Origin of the sequence: Streptomyces sp. NPDC006385, from assembly GCF_040612485.1 — a bacterium.
In the GTDB taxonomy this organism is placed as follows: Bacteria; Actinomycetota; Actinomycetes; order Streptomycetales; family Streptomycetaceae; genus Streptomyces.
Genome location: NZ_JBEXQG010000022.1, coordinates 52,199 through 67,751, shown reverse-complemented (window position 1 = coordinate 67,751; position 15,553 = coordinate 52,199). Strand labels below are relative to the sequence as shown.

Genomic DNA, 15,553 nt, shown 5'->3' with positions numbered 1-15,553 from the left:
TCTCATCGCCCATATACCGCAAACCGGAAATATTGACAACGGGTGAGCAAAGTTGTATGCGTTCCAGGTAGGAGGTTCATGGAGTTTGCGCAGGTCAAGCGGCCAAGGGAGGTGAGGTTGATGCCCGGGCAGCGACCGCGGCGCGACCACTACGCAGTCCTCGGCGTGCCACGTTCCGCCTCCGCCCAGCAGGTCACCTCCGCCTATCGCAGGCTGGTGCGCTCGCTGCATCCTGACGCCCGGCCGGGGGGTCCGGCAGCGGCGGAGGATCTCGCTGACGTCCTCGCCGCCTACGACACGCTGCGCGATCCGGAACGGCGCGCGGCGTACGACGCCGGGCGCGGCAGCCCGACGGCGAGTACGTCCGCCGCCGGCCGGCCGGTACCCGTGCGTGTGACGCGGACCTCCCCGAGCCGGGGGATGCGTGAGACGTCCAGCTTGCCGGACGCCCCGGAGGGGCTGGTCTTTTCCGTGTCCTTGCGCGTCGGCTCCCGCTTCGCAGAGCCACTGGGGTGGGATGACCGCGGTTTCATCGCGAGGGTCCTGCGGCAGTGGCTGCGGCAGACGGATCCGTGGCTGTGACAGACGGCCGTGCTGCTCGCAGTGCATCCACGGCAGGGGGACCCCGTCACGAAAGCGCCCAAGAAGGCGGAAACAGGGACCCATTGACAATCCAGAATGTGGACTTTATCTAGATTCCTAGCGAGGTGCATCCGCTCCGGGTCTGGAACTGAGATGGACTCGTATGGAGGCGAGGACCATGGCACGCGCAGTGGGAATCGACCTGGGCACGACGAACTCGGTGGTCTGCGTGCTGGAGGGCGGGGAGCCCACGGTCATCACCAACACGGAAGGCGCCCGGACCACTCCGTCGGTGGTCGCCTTCGCCAAGAACGGCGAGGTGCTGGTCGGGGAGGTGGCCAAGCGCCAGGCCGTCACGAACGTGGAGCGCACCGTGCGTTCCGTCAAGCGTCACATGGGTGAGGCACAGTGGCGATTCCCCGACTCGGGAAGCATCGACGGCAAGCGGTACACGGCGCAGGAGATCTCCGCGCGGGTGTTGCAGAAGCTCAAGCGGGACGCGGAGGCGTACCTCGGTGAGGACGTCACCGATGCGGTCATCACGGTTCCGGCGTACTTCAACGACTCCCAGCGCACCGCGACCAAGGAGGCCGGGGAGATCGCCGGGCTGAAGGTGCTGCGGATCATCAACGAGCCGACGTCCGCCGCCCTGGCCTACGGCCTGGACAAGGAGAGCGATCAGACGGTGCTGGTGTTCGACCTCGGTGGCGGCACGTTCGACGTGTCGCTGCTGGAGATCGGCGAGGGCGTGGTCGAGGTCAAGGCCACCAACGGCGACACGCACCTGGGCGGCGACGACTGGGACCAGCGCATCGTCGACCACCTGGTCAAGCAGTTCAAGAACAGCTACGGCGTCGACCTGTCCAAGGACAAGATGGCCGTACAGCGGCTGCGCGAGGCCGCCGAGCGGGCGAAGATCGAGCTGTCGTCGTCCTCCGAGACGACGATCAACCTGCCCTACATCACCGCCTCCGCCGAGGGCCCGCTGCACCTGGACGAGAAGCTCACCCGGGCTCAGTTCCAGCAACTGACCGCGGATCTGCTGGAACGGTGCAAGGGTCCGTTCCACAGCGCGGTCAAGGACGCCCGGATCAAGGTGTCCGACATCGACCACGTCATCCTGGTCGGCGGCTCGACGAGGATGCCGGCGGTGACCGATCTGGTGCGGCAGCTGACCGGCAAGGACCCGCACAAGGGCGTCAACCCCGACGAGGTCGTCGCCGTGGGCGCAGCCCTGCAGGCCGGTGTCCTCAAGGGTGAGGTCAAGGACGTCCTGCTCCTCGACGTGACCCCGCTGTCCCTCGGCATCGAGACCAAGGGCGGCATCATGACCAAGCTGATCGAGCGCAACACCACCATCCCGACGAAGCGCTCCGAGATCTTCACGACGGCCGAGGACAACCAGCCGTCCGTGCAGATCCAGGTCTTCCAGGGCGAGCGCGAGATCGCGGCGTACAACAAGAAGCTGGGCATGTTCGAGCTGACCGGTCTGCCGCCGGCCCCGCGCGGAGTGCCGCAGATCGAGGTCACCTTCGACATCGACGCCAACGGCATCATGCACGTCTCCGCCAAGGATCTCGGCACGGGCAGGGAGCAGCGCATGACGGTCACCGGCGGCTCCTCGCTGCCGAAGGACGACATCGACCGCATGATGCGCGAGGCCGAGCAGCACGCCGAGGAGGACCGGCGCCGCCGCGAGGCCGCCGAGACCCGCAACCACGCAGAGCAGGTCGCCTACCAGACCGAACGACTGCTCACCGACAACGCCGACAAGATCCCCGCCGATGTCAGGAGTGAGGTCGACAGCGCCCTGACGGAACTCAAGGAGGCGCTCAAGGCCGAGTCGGCAGACACCGCCACCTTGAGGCAGGCCGCCGACAAGGTCACCGCCGCGGCACAGAAGGTGGGCGCCGCCATGTACGCGCAGGCGCAGGGCCGGCAGGCCGCCGGCGGCGCGAGCGGTGGCGCGGGTGGTGGCGGCGCGGGTACCACCGGACCGGACGAGGATGTCGTCGACGCCGAGATCGTCGACGACGAGGACAAGCGGCAGGGGGGCGCCGGATGATCCGCCCGAGCGACACCGACCGCCCTGGCGAGCGCCCGCTGTCGATCGTCCGGGACAACACGCGGCGGGGTCCGGGGACCAGCCTGGAGCCTCGCCGCCGGGGCGAGGTCAAGCCTGCCCGGCAGGGGGACGCGGCCGCCGGTGAGACCGACGCGCTGCGGGCGCAACTGCGGGAGCGCACGGCGGACCTGGTGCGAGTGAAGTCCGAGTACGACCACTATCGCAAGCGGGTCCGTCGTGATCGCCGGGACGTCGGCGTGATAGCGGTGGCCAACGTGCTCACCGGCTTCCTCCCCGTCCTGGACGCCATCGACCAGGCCCGCAGGCAAGGAGAGGTCACCGGCGGCTTCCAGCGCGTCACCGAGGTGCTGGAAACCGAACTCGCCGCCCTGGGGCTGCGGTCTTTCGGCGCGGTGGGCGACGCCTTCGACCCCGCCGTGCACGAGGCCGTCTCCTGCATCCGCTCCGACCTCGTGGAACAGCCCACCTGCACGGCCATCCTGCGCCCCGGCTACCGGGTCGGCGACCGGATGCTGCGGCCCGCTCAGGCGGAAGTCGCCGCACCGCCGGCCCGGCGGTAGGAAGGACTTCAGGGGCCGTCGGCATCGGTGCCGGCCACGGCCCCCCACACAAGGAGCAGTTGCTCTCTCTGCAACTTGCAACCCTGCCTTCCGGCGCTTGAGTCTCCTGCTATCAAGAATTTTCGAGCTGGTTTGTCATATTCCCTGCCTCGGTGTATATGAGGTGGAGGTGACAGCGACGGATGATTCATTCAGGGGAGGAGTCGTAGATGGACGCTCTTATGTGGCTGCTCCTGCCGCTGCTGGCCGGGATCGGCAGCAGCCTCTGGGCCTGGTGGCCCGGACCGGCCCGTTCCACGAGTCTCCGCGCATCCTGTGAATGCAACGCGCTGCCCGAAGGGGCCCGGCCCGCGCCCGCGGCGCAGCGAGGCTGACACGTTCGGAACCCAGCAACCGGGAAAGCACCCGGGGAGGATGAGCTGTGTTGATATCCGCTGTCGTGATCCCTCTCGTACTGCTCGCTGCCGTTTTCGCACCCAGCCTCTATGAGGACTGGAAGATCTACTCCCGGCTCAACCGGTTGCCTCTGCCCCCGGCGAGCCGCTCCCTGCGTACCCGGCTGCTTTTCACTCCCGGATCCAGCGGGAGAACAACTCCCGTACATCGCGCGGGGCGTGGGCGAGGGCCGCTTCGTCGGGTTCGGCCGGGGAGACGCTGGGAAGGTGGACGATGATGTCGAAGGCGTCCAGGGGGCGGGCGTCGGCATAGTCGGCGCCGACGCGCTGCTGGGTAACGGTCCGAACGGTCCTGGCGTCGGCCGGAGACAGGCGCCGCAAGTCGGTCGCGAAGGATCCGTCGTGGCTGGCGGCCATCAGCGCGTCGAGGCTCCCGGGCCGGGGAGCGTCGAGTTCCCGGAAGATCTTGCCGGTCAGGAGGTCGGCGCTGGTGTTGAAGGTGTGACCGGTCGCCGAGGTCGTGCCGATCACCAGATAGTCCGCGCCCCGCCGAGCGGCGAGTTGCATGCCCATCGTCGTCGACAACGGCACGCCGGGAAGGACGACGGGGCAGCGCTGAACGTGGGCGTTGTGGGCGGCGACGACGATCCGGTCCTCCCGGCGCAGGATCCATTCCACCGTGTCCGCCATCGCGGCATCGCGGATGTCGAACTGCATCCCGTGCGAGGTGCCACGTGACTGTTCCCGGAGAGTCGCATCGAGGTTGACCGTGAGGCCCAGCGAATGGAGGGCACGCTCGTAGGCGTCGACACCCGTGCGTCGAAGGTAGTCGACGCGCCGGGCCTTCATGCGGGCCGTGAGATCGGCAAGGCTCGCGGTCAGCGCGTCCTTGCTCTCAGGTGCGAGCTTCCCGTAAGTCTCGTGGGCCGCATGGGCGGAGAACACTGACGATGCCGCGCAGGCCAAGGCCGTCTCCCGAATGGTCGGGGCCACGTCATAGCCGGGGTCGGCCTCGGCGAGGTAGGCGATCACGGCATCGAGACCGGGCAGCGCAGACACTCCCGAGCCCGGCAGGTCGATGCCGTAAAAGCCGACGGTTGATGAGCTTGTGAGATTGTGCCGGCGCATCCACGTCAGGTGGGCGCGCATCTGCGTCCACAGCCCCATCAGCGACGTCATGCCGTCCGCCATGACGCGGCCGGGTTCGTTCGGCTGGTCGGCGGCCTCGTCGCCGGCGCGCACCCAGTTGTCGGTCAGCCACCCTTCGGCGAATCCCGATTCCATCGCGTAGGCGCTGAACCCGTGCCGTTCGACCAGGTAGCGCAGCAGGCGGTGGCGGAGCCGGTAGAACTCGCGGTTGTAGTGCGCGCTCTCGCCGATCGCCACCACTCGAGCGTCGCCGATCGCCTCGTCCAGCCATTCCAGGTCGTCCTGGGGCGCGGCCGGATCCAGCGTGGACAGCGGAATCACCGCCTCGTCACTCAGCCGGACCGGCGTCGTCCAAGGGGTCATCGTCACTCTCGATTCCTCCGGGCTCTGAGACAGGGACGTCCACGCACGTTGTGCAAGGACCGTGGCCCGACCCCACTGTCGAACCACCTGGCGTTCCTGCGTGACTACGGAAGCGGGCGCTGAGGGGACTCATCGGACCGCCTCCTCGGGCCGTGTCGCGCTCAGGCGAACAGTTCGCCGAGCAACTCAGGATCGATGGGGACGGGGGCGGGGCGGTAGGCCGGCGGCTGCGTGCCCATCAGCTCGCGCACCAGGAAGTCCCAGCAGCGCTTGCGGACGTAGGCCAGGCAATCGATGAGCACGTGCTCGGCCCCGGGCACGATGAGCAGCTCGAAGTCCTTGTCGGCGGCGATGAGCCGGTCGGCCAGCCGCAGCGTGTGGTCCGGGTGGACCCGGTCGTCCATTTCGCCGTGGATGAGCAGCAGCTTGCCTGCCAATCGGTCCGCGAGGTCCACGTTGGAGGCGCGGGCCCAGGCGTCGGGGTTGTCCGCGCCGTCGTAGGCCTCCACGAAGTCGAGGCTGAAGCAGCGGGCGTCGTGCGAGCCGGAGAGGGCGACGCCGGCCTTGTACACCTCGGGGAAGTCCAGCATCGCCCGCACGGTGGCGAACCCCCCTCCGGAGTGGCCGAACGCGCCCACCCGGTCCAGGTCCATCCACGGCCGGGTCTGCGCCAGCTGCCGCAGGGCCGCGACATGGTCGGCCAGGCAGCCCGCGTCGGCCAAGTGACCGTAGGAGGCGTCGTGGAATGCCTTGCTCCGCCCCGGTGTGCCCCGCCCGTCCAGCGCGACCACCACGAAGCCCAGTGCCGCGAGGGGTTCCGCGTCGAGGCCCGTCCCGCCGGGGTCGAAGCAGGGGGCGACCCGGGTCACCTGCGGGCCCGGGTAGACGCTGTCGACCACCGCGTAGCGCTGCCCCGGATCGAACCCCTTCGGCCGGTACAGCACCCCGTAGATGTCCGTCACCCCGTCGGCCGCCTTCACGCGGAACCGTTCCGGCGGCGTCCAGCCGGTGGCGCTGAGCTTGCTGATGTCGGCGCGCTCCAGCTCGACCAGCACCCGCCCGGACCAGTCGCGAACCGTCGTCACCGGCGGGGTGTCGACCGTGGACGCGGAGTCGATGAAGTACGCCATGGTGTCCGGCGTGGTGACGATGTGGTCCAGCTCGTCGTCGGTGACCTCGGTGAAGCCGGAGCCGTCCAGACCGACCCGGCACACCGTGCGCCGGTACGGATCCTCGTCGACCAACCCGGAGGCGGTGAAGTACACCACCCGCTCGGCCTCGTCGACGTGCAGGATCTGCCGCACCGCCCACTGCCCGGAGGTGACCTGCCCGAGCGATTCGCCGGTGCGCAGGTCGTACCGGTACAGGTGGCCCCAGCCGTCCCGCTGCGAGTACCACAGCACCTCGCCGGCCAGCACCCGCACGATCGGCGGCTCGTACATCCACTGGTTGGGCTCCACACGGGTGGGCCCGGTCTCGCTGAGCACGGTGGTGACGTCGCCGGAGACCGGGTCCAGCCGGTGCAGGGTGAGCGTGCGCCGGTCGCGGGGCTGGCTGAGGTAGTACACCGCCGAGCCGTCCGGCGCCCACCAGGCCCACTTGCTCATGACCGGCGACACCATCGGCGTGAGCAGCGGCTCGGCCTGCGCGCGGACCACCGTGCCCTCGGCGACGTCCAGCACGACCAGCTCGGCCTGCGGCACCTTCTCGTCCCCGGCGTAGGCGTAGCGCTGGGTACGCGGCAGGGGCGGACCGCCGTCGGCCGGTCTGGCCTCCACCAGGTGGGTCTGCCGGACGCCGCGCTCATCGGTGAGATGCGTCAGCACCTTCGTCGAGTCGGGCGACCAGGCCACCGCGGGCGGCAGGTGCGGCAGGCCGAACTTGCGCAGCAGGGTGCCGTTGCCGAGGCACTCCGGGCTGGTGCCGTACTGGTGGTCGGGCTCGCCGTCGGTGGTCAGCGGCCACTCGCGGCCGTCGGACAGCGAGCGCGCCCACAAGTCGTGCCCCCGCAGGGACACCGCGACCTTCTTGTCGGGTGACGGCACCTCCAGCGGGTTGCCCGGCGGCGTGAACTCGGCCCGCTCGCAGGTGTAGCCGTCCAGGCGGCAGCGCCAATGCTCGCCGAACGCGTCGAACTCGACGGCGCTGCCTGCCAGTTCGATGGCCGTGAACGGCAGTGCCTCGGGGTCGACCTGTTGCCCGGAGGCGGCGGCCAGCGCGGCGGCGAGCAGGACGTGGTCGAAGGCCGGTTCGCGGGTGCCCGCCGCCGGGTCGACGAGCACGAACCGCCTACCCACGCCCTTGCTCACGGCGTACCAGAAGCGGGCGCCTCCGTCGATCCACTGCGGCCTGACCTTGTCGCCGATGACGAGCTCGCCAGGGCGGGCGGGCCGACGGAGGAGCTGCTCCGCGGCCTGGTAGTCCTGAGTGGTGCTCATGGTGTCGTCTCCTCGGCTCGTCGTTTCTGACGGAGGAAAAGCTACGTTGCGTTCATGAATTCAACAACTAGCTCGTTGCAAGTGATAGGCATCACTACAGGTCAGACCGATAAAATCGTTGCATCGGTCATGAATTCAATGCAACATCGCGCAGCACCTTTCGTTGCAATGGGGTGGAGATTGAACGCTACGCGCGGCATCGCGGCGCCGAAGACGCGCGACACGCAGTTCGTGGAAGTCGTCGGCACGACCTCGCGCGAACTGCGTGTCGCCAGGAGACCGGGTCAGCTGACGACGGCGGGCTCCGGTTTCTTCCCCGCCCCCGCCCCCGCCCCCGCCCCCGCCTCAGGCTTCGGCTTCGGCACCGGATAGAACTCGCGCGGACGCCCCTTCCCGTCCCGCAGCCCCGCCAGCAGACTGCCCGGATACTCCACCGCCCAGTAGCTCACGGTCGCGACCAGCACCCCGGCCGCGACCACCATCAGCGCCGCCGCCGGGAAGGCCGCCTGGGAGGAAGGCAGGACGCCGGAGTCGTACAGGGCCAGCATCAGCGGCTCGTGCCAGATGTAGAGGCTGTAGCTGACGAGGCCGACGCCGGTGAGCCACCGTGAGCACAACAGGGCGTGCCAGCGGGGGCGGGCCGCCGTGCGGACGTGGAGCGTGCAGTAGAGCAGGACGAACCAGAGGAGCGAGGCCAGGGGGTGGTAGTAGGTGTGCCAGATGTTCTCCGGTTCGGAGTGGTACGACAGGGCGTACAGGCCGGCTGCCGCGGTCACCGCCGACACCGTCGCCCGGCGCGCGCCGATCCGTCCCCGCTCGCCCAGCGCGACCAGCAGCACCGCCAGACCCATCCCGGCCGCGAAACCGCCGAGGCGGGCCTGGGGGCCGAAGTACACGGGCCAGTTGGTGTGCGGGATACCGAGGGCGTGGTGGGCGACGGCGATCCAGGTGAGCGGGGCCAGGTAGAGCGCCGCACAGCCCGTCGCACACAGGGCCGCACGGGCGCGGCGGGTGCGCAGGCGGCGGCAGGCGCGGATCGCCAGGGGGCCGACGACGACCAGGGTGAGGTAGAAGGCGAACTCCAAGGAGAGCGACCAGGTCGGGCCCAGGGTGTAGAAGATGCGCTGCTGGTCGAAGACGTGCGTGAACGTGAGATGTTCCAGCAGGTCGCGCCAGTCGCCGGGGAGTGCCGGGTTGCGCAGTGACCAGACCAGGAGGACCGCGAGGACGTAGAGCGGAAGGATGCGCGTCGCGCGCCGGAAGAGGAAGTCCCGGCCCGGGCGGGTCCGGTCCTCGCCGTCGATCGCGGCCCGGGCGTAGGAGAGCGTCAGCAGGTACGCCGACATGACGAAGAACAGGTCGATGACCTCCAGGGAGATCAGTGCTCCGAGGTGGGGATTGTCGATCGGCGGATGGGCGCCTTCGGCGTCGTACACGTAGTACTGCTGCCAGACGTGGAAGACGACCGTGCTCAGGGCGGCCAGACCCCGGTAGCCCTGGAGTTCGACCCTGCGTGTGCTGCTCACTCCTGCCCCACCGCCTTCGCCGCCGTGCGGGGCGTGACCCGCCAGCGGCGGTCCCCCAGCAGTTCCTTCAGGTGCGACTCCCGGGCAACCATGTTCTTGAAGTGGGTGTAGAAGACCGTCGACACCAGTGCGTACCGCCAGAACCAGCCGCGCCTGCGACGCAGTTCGGGCAGCGCGAGCCGGCCCGCGAACGCCGTCTGCACGAGTCCGGCCGAGAGGGTGAAGGCGAGGGCGAGCAGGCATGCCGGGGTGGCCCAGTCGATGCGGTCCGCGCCGCCCGCGCGGACCGTCGAGTGGAGCAGGATCGGCAGAATCTGCAGCGACAGCCACGGCTGCACCTCGCGCCAGCCCAACAGCACCGCGAGCCCCGCCTTCTGACGGTGTGTGAAGGACGACGACCGCAGTGCCCGCCGCAGGTGCCGCAGCGACACCTGGAGCCAGCCCTGCGCCCAGCGGGACCGCTGGTTCCACAGGGGCCTGAGGCGGGTCGGCGCCAACTCCCGGGAGATCAGCGTCCGGTCGGTGGCGATGCGCGCGCCCTCCGCCAACGCGCGTAGCGTCGAGTCGATGTCCTCGGTCAGCATCGAGCCGTGCATCCGGATGCGGGCCAGCAGGTCGGTCCGCCAGAAGCCGTTGGAGCCGCCGAAGATGCCGAAGCCGTAGAGACGGGTCCGGCCGGGGTGGCTGACGGCGTAGATCGCCTCGAACTCGGCGGCCACCTGCCGGGCCACCCAGGAACTGTCGCCGTTGCGGATCACACAGTGGCCCTGGACCACGTCGTAGCCGTGGGACAGCCAGTCCCAGGCGTGACGGAAGGCGTCCGTCGCGGGGTGGTGGTCGGCGTCGAAGATCCCGACGAACTCGCCGCGCACGCGCGTGACGGCGGCGTTGATGTTCTGCGCCTTCGAGGTGCTGCCGGGCACCGGGAGCAGCACGAACCGCCGGTCGCGGCGGGCGATTTGACGCAGCGTGTCCTCGACGGGGAGGGGGTGGGGGGTGTTGTACGCGAGGACGATCTCCAGGTCGCCGGGATAGTCGAGGCGGAGGAAGGACTCCACCGTGTCGACGATCGTCGCGGCCTCGTTCGGCAGATAGGCGGCGATGACCGCGCTCGCCGGCGGGTACGGCTGCGCGGGCGTCGCGGGCCGGGTGGGCGCGTCCAGCGAGAAGAGGCATTCCAGGAGGATCAGCGCGGCGGACAGGACCAGTCCGGCCACCACGACCCAGTAGACCGCCGAGGCGACGTCCCAGCCCAGCACCGCGTACGCCTGCTCGTACAGCGCGAACGGCACGCCCACGCCGATCAGCAGCGCGAGCAGCGGCGAGAGGGCGAGCAGGAACGGGCGTACGACCTTCCGGGCGCGGCGGCGGGAGGAGGTGCCCCGCATCCACGGCTCGTAGCGGACGGGGCGCAGGTCACGGTGGCGCAGTGCCTCGGCGACGGCGTCCCCCGCTCTCCCCACCGCGTGGCCGTCGGCGTCCGCGAGCGGGAGCCAGCCGACGGCCGGGGTCAGCCGTACGTTCTCGTCGGCGACCACGAACCGGGTGCCGGCCACGGTGGTGGCGAACTCGGCCAGCGCGCGCCGGGCCGTCTCCTCGTCCACACCGGGCATGAGGACGAGCAGCCGCCCTTCCTCGTCCCAGCCGAGCCGGTCGCTGCCGTTGCCGAGCCGCTCCGCGACCCCGGCGAGGCGTTCGGCGACCTCACGGCGCACCCGCGCGCCGAACCGTTCCTCCAGTACATCCGCCTCGGCGACGCCGACCACCGCGAGGACGCCGTCGCGGCGTCCGGGACGGCTTCCGGGCCGGCGCAGTTCACGGTCGAGTTCGGCGCGGAAGTGGGGCGCGGAGTACAGGCCGGTGCGCGGGTCGAGGGCGAGCCGCTCGACGGGGACGGGGACGCGGTGCAGCTTGGCGGCGATCCGGGCCGACAGTTCGACGGGGTCGGCGGCCTCGGGCAGGCAGTCGTCGGCGCCGCTGCGCAACAGCCGCGCCACGCCGGTGGGTTCACGGTCAGCGGTGACCATGACGAGGGGCAGGACCTGGCCTTGGGGCGCGGTGCGTATCTCCCGTACCACCGCTACGGACTGTTCGACGCCGGGGCCGTCGAGGGCGACGATCGCGTCGGGTGGGGTCTGCTCGACGCTGCGGCCGACTTCGCCCGGGGCGGCGTGGGTGACGGCGTAGCCCGTGGCCTCGAGGGTGCGGGTGAGCCTTTCGCGTCGGGGGCCGGGGGTGCCGACCGCGAGGACGTGGCCTTCTGGCGGTTGGCCCGGAGCGCCCTGCCCCTCGGTCGGAGGGCAGGCGGAAGCGGTCCGGGGCGCGGGTGGGCGCCTCAGTTCAGTGTGCATCTATGTGGGTCCGATCCTGTTCGGATGTGGGGGGAGGACCTGGTTGTCGACTTCTCCCCGCGTAGAACGCGGGAGTTGAGCACAGTAGCCTCACAGGGAACTGTGACGGCACGTCTTCACCGGGGTGACACTCTCATTGCATCTACGTGCCCGTGCCAAGGAGATCGAGTGACCGGGTGTGCGGGTGCGGCGCCCTGAACGCGAGACTCGCCGCGCGAGCCGGACACCCGTCACGGGCTCGCGAACGGCTGCCTAGCACGACATACGTCCGGCCCGCACCTCAAAGGTTGCGGGTACCTCGCGGGGAAGAGTCCCTCCACGCTGGCCATGGCGCTTGCATGGGCGAGCGCACGTACCACCGATGTCGAACCACCCATGTCGAACCACCCATGTCGAACAGGGAGAGGACACCATGCGTATCCGAGTGAGGTACCGGTACGGGTCTGCGGTAGCGGTAGCCCTTGGGGTGACGATGCTCGCCGGCGTGCCCGCATCCGCGGCCACGACGACCTGGACGCATAGCCACGGCACCGCCTACCAGGCGGCTACGGCCGACCACTGGCGCCCGGCGTGCGCGGCACCGCTCGGCCCGTGTCCCGCCGCATCCTCCACCACTTCGCCGGGCTGACAGGTCAGCCCAGCTTGCGGAAGAGTCCCTCCTGCACCACCGACACGACCAGTCGCCCCTCGCGGTCGTAGATCCGGCCTCGGGCCAGGCCGCGCCCGCCCACCGCGATCGGGGACTCCTGGTCGTACAGCAGCCAGTCGTCCGCGCGGAACGGCCGGTGGAACCACATGGCGTGGTCCAGCGACGCCATGTCGAAGCCCCGAGGGCCCCACAGGGGCTCGACGGGGATGCGCACGGCGTCCAGCAGGGTCATGTCGCTGGCGTAGGTCAGCGCGCAGGTGTGCACCAGCGGATCGTCGCCCAGCGGCCCGACCGCCCGCATCCACACCGCGCTGCGCGGCTCGGCGTCCCTGACCTCGTCCTCGGTCCAGCGCAGCCGGTCCACATACCGGATGTCGAAGGGCTGACGCCGGGCCATCCGCTCCAACTGCTCCGGCAGCGCGCCCAGATGCTCCCGGATCTCGTCGGTGACCGTCGACAACGACTCCGGGTCCGGGACCTCACGGGCCGGCGGCAGCTGGTGCTCGAAGCTCCCCTCCTCGGGCTTGTGGAAGGAGGCGGTGAGATTGAAGATCGTGCGACCCTGCTGCACGGCGGTGACCCGGCGCGTCGTGAACGACCTGCCGTCCCGCACCCGTTCGACCTGGTACACGATCGGCACGCCCGGCCGCCCCGGGCGCAGGAAGTACGCGTGCAGCGAGTGCACGGGGCGCTCGCCGTCCGTGGTGCGCCCGGCGGCGACCAGCGCCTGACCGGCCACCTGGCCGCCGAAGACCCGCTGGAGGGACTCCTGCGGGCTGCGGCCACGGAAGATGTTGACCTCGATCTGCTCCAGGTCGAGCAGGTCGACGAGCCTCTCGGCCGGGTTCGTCGTCATGGGCGGGATTCTCCTGTGTTCACAGCTGGCCTACGTCGGTGACCCGGACCACCGCGCGGCCCTCCGCGTCGGAGGCGGCCAGGTCGATCTCCGCGCTGATGCCCCAGTCGTGGTCGCCGTTCGGGTCGTCGAAGATCTGGCGGACGCGCCACAGACGGTTCGCCGGCTCCTCCTCGATCACCAGCAGCTTGGGGCCGCGGGCGTCCGGGCCGGTGCCCAGGTCCTCGTACTCGTCCCAGTACTTGTCCATCGCCTCGCCCCACGCCTCGGCGTCCCAGCCGGCCTCGGCGTCCATCTCGCCGAGCTCCTCGACCTGGTCGAGAGCGGCGAGCTCGACGCGGCGGAACATGGCGTTGCGGACGAGGACACGGAAGGCTCGCGCGTTGGTGGTGACCGGCTTGACCTCGTCGGCCTTCTCCTGCGCCTCCTCGGCGGTCATCTCCTCCGGGTTGGCGAGCTGCTCCCACTCGTCGAGCAGACTGGAGTCGACCTGGCGCACCGTCTCACCGAGCCACTCGATCAGGTCCTGGAGATCCTCTGACTTGAGGTCGTCCGGGATGTTGTGGTCGAGGGCCTTGTACGCGCTTGCCAGGTAGCGCAGCACGATGCCCTCGGTGCGGGCCAGCTCGTAGAAGGACACCAACTCCGTGAAGGACAGCGCCCGTTCGTACATGTCCCGGACGACGGACTTCGGCGACAGCGGATGGTCGCCGACCCAGGGGTGGCTCTTGCGGTACGTGTTGTACGCGTGGAAGAGAAGCTCCTCCAAAGGCTTGGGGTAGCTGATGTCCTGGAGGCGCTCCATGCGCTCCTCGTACTCGACGCCGTCCGCCTTCATGGCGGCCACCGCCTCGCCCTTGGCCTTGTTCAGCTGGGCGACGAGGATCTGCCGAGGGTCGTCCAGGGTCGACTCGACGACGGAGACCATGTCCAGGGCGTAGGACGGCGACTCCGGGTCCAGCAGCTCGAACGCGGCCAGGGCGAAAGTGGACAGCGGCTGGTTGAGCGCGAAGTCCTGCTGGAGGTCGACGGTGAGGCGGACGATGCGGCCGTTGGCGTCCGGCTCGTCGAGCTTCTCGACGATGCCGCCGTCCAGCAGCGAGCGGTAGATCGCGATCGCGCGCCGGATGTGCCGCAGCTGCTGCCCCCGCGCCTCGTGGTTGTCCTCCAGCAGGTGCCGCATCGCCTCGAAGGCGTTGCCGGGACGGGCGATCACCGACAGCAGCATGGTGTGCGTCACCCGGAAACGGGAGGTCAGCGGCTCCGGCTCGGAGGCGATGAGCTTGTCGAAGGTGTTCTCCGTCCAGCCGACGAAACCCTCGGGAGCCTTCTTGCGGACGACCTTGCGGCGCTTCTTCGGGTCGTCGCCCGCCTTCGCGAGCGCCTTCTCGTTCTCGATGACGTGCTCGGGTGCCTGCGCCACGACGAAGCCCGCCGTGTCGAAGCCGGCCCGCCCGGCGCGGCCGGCGATCTGGTGGAACTCCCGGGCGCGCAACGTACGGACGCGGTTGCCGTCGTACTTGGTCAGCGCCGTGAACAGCACCGTGCGGATGGGGACGTTGACGCCCACGCCGAGCGTGTCCGTGCCGCAGATGACCTTCAGCAGACCGGCCTGGGCCAGCTTCTCCACCAGGCGCCGGTACTTCGGCAGCATGCCGGCGTGATGGACGCCGATGCCGTGCCGCACGTAACGGGAGAGGTTGCGGCCGAACTTGGTGGTGAAGCGGAAGTTGCCGATCAGTTCGGCGATCTGGTCCTTCTCCGCGCGTGAGCACATGTTGATGCTCATCAGCGCCTGCGCCCGCTCCACGGCCTGCGCCTGCGTGAAGTGCACGATGTAGACCGGTGCCTGCTTGGTCTCCAGCAGCTCGGTCAGCGTCTCGGTGAGCGGGGTGAGCCGGTAGTCGTAGGAGAGCGGCACGGGACGCGTCGCCGAGCGGACCACCGACGTGGGGCGGCCGGTGCGCCGGGTGAGGTCCTTCTCGAACATCGAGACATCGCCCAGGGTCGCCGACATCAGGACGAACTGCGCCTGCGGCAGCTCCAGGATGGGGATCTGCCAGGCCCAGCCGCGGTCCCCCTCCGCGTAGAAGTGGAACTCGTCCATCACGACCTGGCCGACGTCCGCGCCCTTGCCGTCGCGCAGCGCGATCGACGCGAGGACCTCGGCGGTGCAGCAGATGACGGGGGCGTCGGCGTTCACGGACGCGTCTCCGGTCAGCATGCCGACGTTCTCCGTGCCGAACAGCTTGCACAGCTCGAAGAACTTCTCCGACACGAGCGCCTTGATCGGAGCGGTGTAGAAGGTGACCTCGTCCCGGGCCAGCGCGGCGAAGTGGGCGCCCGCGGCGATCATGCTCTTGCCGGAGCCGGTGGGCGTCGACACGATCACGTTCGCGCCGGAGACCACCTCGATCAGCGCCTCCTCCTGGTGGGGGTAGAGAGTCAGGCCCCGCTCCTCGGCCCACGACTCGAAGGCTTCGTAGAGGGCGTCGGGGTCGGCGGTCGGCGGCAGATGATCGATGAGGGTCACCCACCCATCTTGCCTGCCCGCATCCCCCATAGGGGAATCGGATGCGGGCGCGAAGATCGCGAACG

At 69.8% G+C, this 15,553-nt stretch carries 9 protein-coding genes; 3 read left to right on the top strand and 6 right to left on the bottom strand.

The window, feature by feature from the left end:
- The first annotated feature begins 120 nt into the window (after positions 1–120).
- The 3 genes from ABZ078_RS19210 (at position 121) to grpE (ending at position 3,228) form a co-directional block, all read left to right on the top strand.
- Positions 121–582: a J domain-containing protein gene (locus ABZ078_RS19210; RefSeq protein ID WP_356576722.1), complete on the top strand. Its 462-nt coding sequence runs from the start codon at positions 121–123 to the stop codon at positions 580–582.
- Between the two features lie 178 nt (positions 583–760).
- Positions 761–2,647 carry a molecular chaperone DnaK gene (dnaK, locus tag ABZ078_RS19205; protein ID WP_356576720.1) on the top strand — a complete coding sequence of 629 codons (1,887 nt, stop codon included), beginning with the start codon at positions 761–763 and terminating at the stop codon, positions 2,645–2,647.
- A complete protein-coding gene (gene grpE / locus ABZ078_RS19200; protein ID WP_356576718.1) occupies positions 2,644–3,228 on the top strand; it encodes a nucleotide exchange factor GrpE in 585 nt (194 codons plus the stop codon). The genes dnaK and grpE overlap by 4 nt, the downstream gene beginning before the upstream one ends.
- A gap of 566 nt (positions 3,229–3,794) precedes the next feature.
- On the opposite strand, the gene ABZ078_RS19195 is transcribed toward grpE, so the two are convergent.
- From ABZ078_RS19195 to ABZ078_RS19170, 6 genes are all read right to left on the bottom strand, one after another.
- Positions 3,795–5,135 carry an erythromycin esterase family protein gene (locus ABZ078_RS19195; RefSeq protein ID WP_356576831.1) on the bottom strand — a complete coding sequence of 447 codons (1,341 nt, stop codon included), beginning with the start codon at positions 5,133–5,135 and terminating at the stop codon, positions 3,795–3,797.
- 161 nt (positions 5,136–5,296) lie between these two features.
- Positions 5,297–7,573: a DPP IV N-terminal domain-containing protein gene (locus ABZ078_RS19190; protein WP_356576716.1), complete on the bottom strand. Its 2,277-nt coding sequence runs from the start codon at positions 7,571–7,573 to the stop codon at positions 5,297–5,299.
- 284 nt (positions 7,574–7,857) lie between these two features.
- A complete protein-coding gene (locus ABZ078_RS19185; RefSeq protein WP_356576714.1) occupies positions 7,858–9,099 on the bottom strand; it encodes an acyltransferase in 1,242 nt (413 codons plus the stop codon).
- The gene (locus tag ABZ078_RS19180) at positions 9,096–11,450 is read right to left on the bottom strand and encodes a glycosyltransferase (protein WP_356576712.1); all 2,355 of its coding nucleotides are present in this window, start codon (positions 11,448–11,450) and stop codon (positions 9,096–9,098) included. Before ABZ078_RS19180 ends, ABZ078_RS19185 begins: the two co-directional genes overlap by 4 nt.
- A 632-nt stretch (positions 11,451–12,082) precedes the next feature.
- Positions 12,083–12,955 (bottom strand): acyl-CoA thioesterase II, encoded by an 873-nt coding sequence (locus tag ABZ078_RS19175; protein WP_356576710.1) that lies wholly within the window; start codon positions 12,953–12,955, stop codon positions 12,083–12,085.
- Positions 12,956–12,974: 19 nt separating this feature from the next.
- Positions 12,975–15,488, bottom strand: a complete 2,514-nt coding sequence (locus ABZ078_RS19170) for a DUF3516 domain-containing protein (RefSeq protein WP_356576708.1) — start codon at positions 15,486–15,488, stop codon at positions 12,975–12,977.
- Positions 15,489–15,553: the final 65 nt, after the last annotated feature.